Origin of the sequence: Myxococcus sp. AB025B, assembly GCF_006518215.1 — a bacterium.
Classification (GTDB): domain Bacteria; phylum Myxococcota; class Myxococcia; order Myxococcales; family Myxococcaceae; genus Myxococcus; species Myxococcus fulvus.
In genome coordinates this window covers 1-6885 of sequence record NZ_SRLW01000415.1, presented here as the reverse complement: position 1 = coordinate 6885, position 6885 = coordinate 1, and the positions used below count along the sequence as shown (strand labels likewise).

The following is a 6885-nucleotide window of genomic DNA, read 5'->3' as shown; positions in this document are numbered from 1 at the left end:
GTGGGAGCCCACCACCGGCCCCACCCTCGGAGAGAAGTCGAAGCACCCTATTCACCGAGGAGGTCAACATGGCGGAAGGAACGTGGGGCAACTGCAAGGGTTGTCGCTACTTCGCCAGCGACAAGCCCAACCCCAGTGACAACGAGACGCAGCGCTGCATGCAGGCGAGTCTGCGGAAGTTCGACCTGAAGGTCTCCGGCGCGAGCGGTTGCAACGCGTACGAGGCCAGGGCCGGGGTTGGCTCGCAGCCGCACCAGGAACCCGCTCAACCGGCGCACTGACGCCCGTCCCGCGGGAACCCGTCGAGCCTTCGTGGAGCACCTGACTCCACGAAGCAAGACGGCCCTCGGGAATCCCCACCGCGTCGAGCCCTCGCGCCTTGCGTGCGCGGATGCAGGCACCGCGGCTCCACCCCACCTCAGGATGAGGGCGCGTCACCCACGCGGGGACGGTCCGGCTCGCAGACACAGTCCACGCAGCCGTGGGTGCAGCACGTCCCGCACAGCTCGATGAGCCTGCGGCCCAGGGCCTGCCGGGCGCGGTGCAGGCGCACGGCGGCGTTGTTGGCGGTGAGCCCCTCTTCCCCCGCGAAGGTGGAGACGGGCGTGCCCTCCAGGTCCACGCGGCGGATGGCCTGGGCGTACTCGGGCTTGAGGGTGTCGGCGAGCCCCGCCACGCACGCGCACACGGAGGACTCGAGCGCGGCGGTGTCCTCGGTGGAGCGAGGCGCCTCGGCCTGCTCGAGGGCCAGGGCCTGCGACTCACGGCGCGCGCGGCGGTGGCGGTCCACCAGCACGTTGCGCAGGAGGCGGTAGAACCAGGCCACCGCGCTCTCCTCGTCGCGCAGGGCCTCGCCCTTCTCCAGGCCCTTCACCAGGGCGAGCTGGAGGACCTCCTCCGCCTCCTCGGGGCTGCCGACACGCGGGGCGAGGAAGGCGAGAAAGCGCCTTCGCTGGGCCACGAGGGTTTCGAGGACGCGTTCATCCAGGCTCATGCGCCCTTCAGCCTACCGCCTCTCGCACGGGCACCTCGTCCTCGGTGACGGCGCGAGGCTGACGGAAATAGATGCGCTCCATCAGCCGGCGCTGGTGGACGAGCGGCTTGTCGTAGCGGTCCAGCCGCATGCCCTTGTGGCTGTAGGGCGTGTCCGCGACGGTGGGGATGAAGCGCGCGTCGTCGACAATCTCCCAGCGGGTGAGCTCGCGCGCCACCTTCGCCGCCACGGGCAGGAAGGGGGTGAGCCACGGGTGCACGCAGCGCAGGAAGGAGAAGACATGCAGGCGCGTGCGCCTGGCCGTCTCCGGCACGAAGAAGATGTTGGCGCGGGTGATGAACGGCCGCTTCTGCCCCGTGGGGGACACCCAGCTCACGACGTACTCGCTCTGCACGGGGTCGAAGCGCGTCACCCAGTCATTGTGGAAGAAGTCGCCGCTGCGCACGCCGAGCAGCTTCATCAGGAGCGCGGGGCGCTGGGGGGCGCGGTAGTGGACCTCGGTGTGGTCGTCGTGGTTCGTCGCGTCGAAATCGACCTGGCCCGCGTGCGGGTCGTCCCAGCCCAGGCGGGTGTGCACGTAGGGCGTGTGCTCGTCCTCGCTGAAGTTGTCGAGCGAGACATGCAGCGGCGCCTCGAAGGGCACCGAGAAGCTGCCGCCGAAGACGTAGCCGTGGTTCAGGGGCAGCTCGGGCAGGGCCGAGCGCGGCGTCTCCCGGTGGGCCAGCCACAGGTAGCCGTGGTGCTCCACGACCTGGAAGCTCTTCACATCGCAGTGCTTGAGCTCGGGTTGGCTGGGATTGGAGCCCCGGCCCTGCGAGTCGAAGCGCCAGCCGTGGTACGGGCACTGGAGCCGGCCGTCCGGGCGCACCGTGCCCTTGGACAGGGGCGCGAAGCGGTGGGGACAGGTGTCCGCGAGCGCCGCGGGGCTCCCCTTCTCGTCCCGGAACAGCGCGTAGGCGCGACCGGCCACCTCCACGCGCACGGGCTCTCGACGAAGGGACTGGGAAGGGAGCACGGGGTGGAAGTGACGAAGGACGTCAGGCAGTGGCTCCATACTTTCCAAGTATAGCTGGCCACTCAGGACAGGGGAGGAAGGCGCTCCAGCAGTCTTTCCAGGTCTGGCTGGAGCTCATCCGGCGTTTCACGGGCGAGCTCCTCCACGGGGTGAGTGCCCCAGGTGACACCGTAGGTGCGCAGGCCGGCGGCCTTGCCGGCGCGGAGGTCCAGCGAGGTGTCCCCGACCATCCACAGGCCCTGCGTGCCGAGCGCGGCGAGGGCGCGGTGGAGGACGTCTGGCGCGGGCTTGTGGGGGAAGTCGTCGGTGCCCTGGACGTGGTGGAGGACGTCACCCAGGCCCATGGCGTCGACGAAGCGGCGGGCCATGGGGCTCTTCTTGGTGGTGGCGACGGCCAGCAGGTAGCCGCGCTCGCGCAGGGTGTGGAGGAGCTCGAGGACGCCGGGGTACGGGCGGGAGTTCTTGTGGAAGTTCAGCGGGTAGTGCTCGCGGTAGGAGGCGCACAGCGCGGGCACGTGCTGGGGCGCGAACTCCGCGTACATGATGTCGAGCGGCAGGCCGATGAGGGCGCGCACCTGCGCGTGGGTGGGTGCCTGGAGGCCATTCGCGGGGAAGGCGTACAGGAAGCTGTCGATGATGTCCGGCAGCGAGTCCACCAGCGTGCCGTCGAGGTCGAAGAGGATTCCACGGGAGTCAGCGCGGCTCATGCGCTCCTGCATACGTGGTTCGGGGGCAGGGGGCACGTGTTTGGAGCCGTGGAGGATGGGCACCCGAGCCTGTGAGCGCACAGGTGCCCGGAGAGGGACCGTCACCCTCGCGCCGGGTCACGCGAGGGTGGCGGGACTGTGTGGGTTACGGGGTGAAGAGGACGGCGGTGTTGAAGAAGACCCCGCTGCTATCGACGAACATGCCTCCGGCGATGAGGACCTTTCCGGAAGGCAGCAGGATGGGACGGCCGCCACCTCTGGGCGAAGGCATGCTCACGGTGTAGCTGGTGATGCCCGTCGCGGGGTCGAACAGCTCACACGTCGCGCTGGTGCCTCCGTGCCCCCCCGTGTGCATCAAGCGCCCCGAGGGGAGCATGACCAGATACGACCAGACCCGGCTGTGAATCCAGGACCCCGCGCTCCGCTGGACGTTGAGCGCGGGGTCATACTCCGCCAGCGAGGGGTCACCGAACATCAGCACACGCCCCGAGGGCAACAAGAAGGCTCGTGTCCAATTGGTTCCCGTCAGCCCCGTGGCGAACGACCACGAATCGGTGACGGCATCGTAGATCTCCGCGGCCCCTCCGTTCCCGCCCACCAGCACCTTGCCCGAGGGCAGCAGCAGCGCGAAGTGATTGAACCGGGTCGCGGCATTCATGCTCGTGACAGGGGTCCACGCGTTCGTCTCCGGGTCATAGAGTTCAGGGATGCGACCGCCACCGGTCGCCCCTCCCACCCCACCGATGACCAACACCTTGCCCGAGGGCAACAACGTGGCCGTGTGCGACTCGCGCTCGAACGTCATCGAGGGCCCAGCCGTCCAGGTGTTCGTCTGAGGATCGTAGATGTCGACCTCTCGCGTCGGCACGTTGCCGCTCGTTTGGGTTAGGCCGCCCACCACCAGGACCTTGCCCGAGGAAAGCAGCGTCAGCGAGTGATTGATGCGGCCCCGGCGCATGTTGCCCGCCGCGGTCCACGTCCCAGTCTCCGGCGTGTAGAGTTCGGCCGACGTCAGCGCTCCCGAACCGTTGTATCCACCGACCGCCAGCACCTTGCCGGACGGCAGCAGAATGGCATCGTGACGGTTGCGCGCCACGAGCATGCTCCCCGTCGCATCCCACTTCGCGGCGGAGCCGCTGCCACAGTTCGTCCCGTTCACCACGCTCACGTTGAACGTGTGTGACGCGGAGAAGCCGCGAGCATTCGTGACGGTGGCCGTCACCGTCGGCGCGCTGCCCTGCGCGACACAGGCCGGCGCCGTCCAGCGCACCTCGCTGGAGGTGAAGCCGCTCGTCGCCGTGCCCAGCGTGCCGACGCTCGCCGCCCAGCCGAAACCGAGCGCCCCGCCATCTCCATCCTCCGCCAGCACCCGCAGCGTCACCGACTCACCGCCCGCCACCGTGGTCGCGGACTGGTACGCCTGCACGATGCGCGGCGGGATGCTCGGACCGGTGCCAGGACCCACGCAGACGCGCAGCGTGCCCTGCGTCCGTCCACCGTGCGCGTCCGACACCGTCACGTTGAGCGCGCAGTTGCCACACGGGTCACCCGCCGGCACGGCGCTCGGCGTGAAGGTCGCGGCGGCGGACGTCGCCTGCGTCCACGCCCCCGCGCACGACGTGGACCACTGGTAGCTCAGCGCATCCCCATCCGCGTCCACCGCATCCACGGTGACAGTGGTCCCCTGCCCCACCGGCACGGGAGAACGGGTGACCGTGATTCCACGCACCGTGGGCGCCATGTTGAAGGACACCGTCACGTTCGCGCTGCCCATCCCCGCCCCGCCATCCGTCGACAGCGTCCGCACATCGATGCGCAGGCTCGTCGCCGCGCCACGCGAGTCGGTCACCGTGAGCGTCAGCGCGAACTCACCCGCCGCCTGCGGCGCGGTCCACGTGGTGGTCGCCGTCCCCGTCGTGGTGAAGGAACCGCCCGTCGCGCTCCACGCATACGAAATCGTGTCCTGGGTGTCCTTGTCATGCGCCGTGGCGCGAAGGACGATGCTCCCCCCCGGCATCACCACGCTCGCCGACGCGATGAGCGAGTCGATGCACGGCACCGTGTTCTCGAACGGGGTACCACTGGAGAGCGACTGGAGCGTGATCGCCACCACCGCCGTCTCGCCCGCGACGATGGTGACCCCCTCCGCCACGCCGCGATAGCGCAGCGCGCCCTGTGCATCGAACGCCTCCGCCGTGAAGGTCCGCGCGCTGCCCACGGGCACCTGGTGGAACGTGCCGCGCCACGCCCCGGCCTCCTGCGTCAACACCACCGTCGACGCGGGCACCCCCGTGGCCGTCAGTGTCACCGTGACACGAGTGACGTCCTCTCCCGCGAGCGCGTCGGACACCGCGCTCATGAACTCCACGGAGCCCGTCTGCTCCTGCTCAACGGAGGAGCCACAGCCCCAGACGGTGAACACCATCGCGATGACCCAACACAACTGACTCCAGCGCTGCCTGGCTTGCATCCTCATTCGGGCGTTCCTTTCCAGCACGAGCAGGAAACGGCCTCGCCCTCCGACGAAGGAGGTGGATGCAAGGTGAGCGAAGGGTCGCGGGCCGTGGGGAAACGCTCACACGCGCCTTGAAGGGACCAGCGAGTGCGAGCCCGCGAAGTAGACCATTCCCTCGCGCCCGGGAAACACCCTCACTTCAAACAAACAATGGATGTCAACCCAGACCCTCGCGTGACGAGGATGGACCCATGGGAGCGGACGGCCTCGCCCTGGAGTCGCCTTGACCCGAACGATTGGCCAGCACGCCCATCGGGGCGTCGCTCACAGCGCCTCCTTCACGGGCCACTCGGAGGTCACCTTCCACAGCTGTGCCGAGTCATCGCAGGCCGTCCTGGAGAGGACGGAGATGTTGTTCTCCTTGCTGTCATTGAGGACGCCCAGGGACTGCGCATCACCCTGCGCCTGGGTGGTCAGCCGATAGAGGCCGTTGGGCTCCGGAACATCCGCGGTCTTGACGAGCAGGGGGCGATGGTCGGCGGTGCTGGCCAGGGACAGGTCGGCCCCACGCCACTGGGTCGTCAACCGGTAGTAGCCGTTGGCCTCCGGCGTCAGTGAGCTCCGTCGACCTGGCGAGGACGGGCACGTTGCCGTCCTTGCCATCCCCGAGGATGTCCAGCGACATGCCCTCGCCCTGCCACAGGGTCGTCAGCCAGATGAGGACGTTCGAGAACTCGATGCCCTTCAGCATCGCCATGTCGCGGCCTGGCTGCCCCAGCCAGACATTGCCAGCATGGTACCGAGCCGCATCCGGCGCGTCGGGATAAGGCGGCGACAGCCACAGCGCCACCTTGCGAAGCTGCGCCACGGGGCGCGCCGAGATGAGCCGGACGACCTCCTTGAGCTACGCACCCAGGAGCACCAGGGCCTTGTCCGTCAGGGGCTTGTTCGCCGCTGACACCAGGCGGTCATCGATGCGAACCGTCCAGCCCTCGAGGGTCCGGGGCCGGTAGGTGGGAGCAGGGCTTGCCGCAGAGGCGACGCACGCGCATGCCAGAGCGACTGGGAGGAGCCATCTTGGAGAGCGCATGCCTCATCATACGCCGCGCGTGGCAGGCAGTCCCACCCCACCACGCTGGCCATGGAGGCATGTCAAATCCACCCCTTCAGACAGCCTCAGGGGCACTCACAGCCGGGCCTGCACGCGTAGTCGCGATAGCAGGTGTCGCCGCCACATGCGGCGGTGCAATCAGCCAACGTGATGAAGTTCCGGTCAACGGAATCACACCTCCACACCCTCGGGCAGATGGCCATCTGCGTAATGTCGCCCTCGGAGCGTAGAGCATCGCCAACCGGAGACTTGGCCAGGGGAGCCTGCTCGGGTTCGGACGTGTTGCCGCCGCAACCCACCATGGAGAGGGTGAGGCCCACGAAGACAGCGAACAGCGGAGAGAGGATTCGCATGGGTCGAACTCCTGGGTTGCGCGAGGACGTGCCAGCGGGAAGTTCCGCTGGCACGCCCAAGTCATTCCATCATCTCCTGACAACTCAATCCCTCATGTCCCCAGCGCGGTGTCCCCTTGCCAACCTGAGCCATCCCCTCATATGAAGCCAAGCGCATCTTGGAAGACTCGATGGCCGTGAAGGAGTTCGGAGAATCGCTCGACGAGAGGCCGCAGGCGCTCCTCCTTCATCATGGGAATGGCCTGGTAAT

At 68.4% G+C, this 6885-nt stretch carries 7 protein-coding genes; 1 reads left to right on the top strand and 6 read right to left on the bottom strand.

What is annotated here, in order from left to right; genetic code table 11:
- Nucleotides 1-68 precede the first annotated feature (68 nt).
- A complete protein-coding gene (locus FL311_RS39480) occupies nucleotides 69-281 on the top strand; it encodes a hypothetical protein (RefSeq protein WP_141332809.1) in 213 nt (70 codons plus the stop codon).
- A gap of 137 nt (nucleotides 282-418) precedes the next feature.
- Here FL311_RS39480 and FL311_RS39475 read toward each other — a convergent pair whose 3' ends face one another.
- The 6 genes from FL311_RS39475 to FL311_RS39450 all read right to left on the bottom strand — a co-directional run bounded on the left by FL311_RS39475 (nucleotide 419) and on the right by FL311_RS39450 (nucleotide 6635).
- Nucleotides 419-994 (bottom strand): RNA polymerase sigma factor, encoded by a 576-nt coding sequence (locus tag FL311_RS39475; RefSeq protein WP_141332808.1) that lies wholly within the window; start codon nucleotides 992-994, stop codon nucleotides 419-421.
- Between the two features lie 7 nt (nucleotides 995-1001).
- Nucleotides 1002-2048 (bottom strand): Rieske 2Fe-2S domain-containing protein, encoded by a 1047-nt coding sequence (locus FL311_RS39470; protein ID WP_141332807.1) that lies wholly within the window; start codon nucleotides 2046-2048, stop codon nucleotides 1002-1004.
- 23 nt (nucleotides 2049-2071) lie between these two features.
- Complete coding sequence (locus FL311_RS39465) at nucleotides 2072-2716, bottom strand: HAD family hydrolase (RefSeq protein ID WP_141332806.1); 645 nt, start codon at nucleotides 2714-2716, stop codon at nucleotides 2072-2074.
- Nucleotides 2717-2861: 145 nt separating this feature from the next.
- Nucleotides 2862-5192: a kelch motif-containing protein gene (locus FL311_RS39460; RefSeq protein WP_141332805.1), complete on the bottom strand. Its 2331-nt coding sequence runs from the start codon at nucleotides 5190-5192 to the stop codon at nucleotides 2862-2864.
- A 303-nt stretch (nucleotides 5193-5495) separates the two neighbouring features.
- On the bottom strand, nucleotides 5496-5834 hold the full coding sequence (locus tag FL311_RS39455) for a hypothetical protein (protein WP_141332804.1): 339 nt from the start codon (nucleotides 5832-5834) through the stop codon (nucleotides 5496-5498).
- Nucleotides 5835-6347: 513 nt separating this feature from the next.
- Nucleotides 6348-6635 (bottom strand): hypothetical protein, encoded by a 288-nt coding sequence (locus FL311_RS39450; RefSeq protein ID WP_141332803.1) that lies wholly within the window; start codon nucleotides 6633-6635, stop codon nucleotides 6348-6350.
- Nucleotides 6636-6885: the final 250 nt, after the last annotated feature.

Excerpts from the sequence above, each read along its gene's own strand:
- FL311_RS39450 (WP_141332803.1), bottom strand. The coding sequence starts at position 6,635 with ATGCGAATCCTCTCTCCGCTGTTCGCTGTCTTCGTGGGCCTCACCCTC.
- FL311_RS39480 (WP_141332809.1), top strand. The coding sequence starts at position 69 with ATGGCGGAAGGAACGTGGGGCAACTGCAAGGGTTGTCGCTACTTCGCC.
- FL311_RS39475 (WP_141332808.1), bottom strand. The coding sequence starts at position 994 with ATGAGCCTGGATGAACGCGTCCTCGAAACCCTCGTGGCCCAGCGAAGG.
- FL311_RS39455 (WP_141332804.1), bottom strand. The coding sequence starts at position 5,834 with ATGGCAAGGACGGCAACGTGCCCGTCCTCGCCAGGTCGACGGAGCTCA.
- FL311_RS39470 (WP_141332807.1), bottom strand. The coding sequence starts at position 2,048 with ATGGAGCCACTGCCTGACGTCCTTCGTCACTTCCACCCCGTGCTCCCT.
- FL311_RS39460 (WP_141332805.1), bottom strand. The coding sequence starts at position 5,192 with ATGAGGATGCAAGCCAGGCAGCGCTGGAGTCAGTTGTGTTGGGTCATC.
- FL311_RS39465 (WP_141332806.1), bottom strand. The coding sequence starts at position 2,716 with ATGAGCCGCGCTGACTCCCGTGGAATCCTCTTCGACCTCGACGGCACG.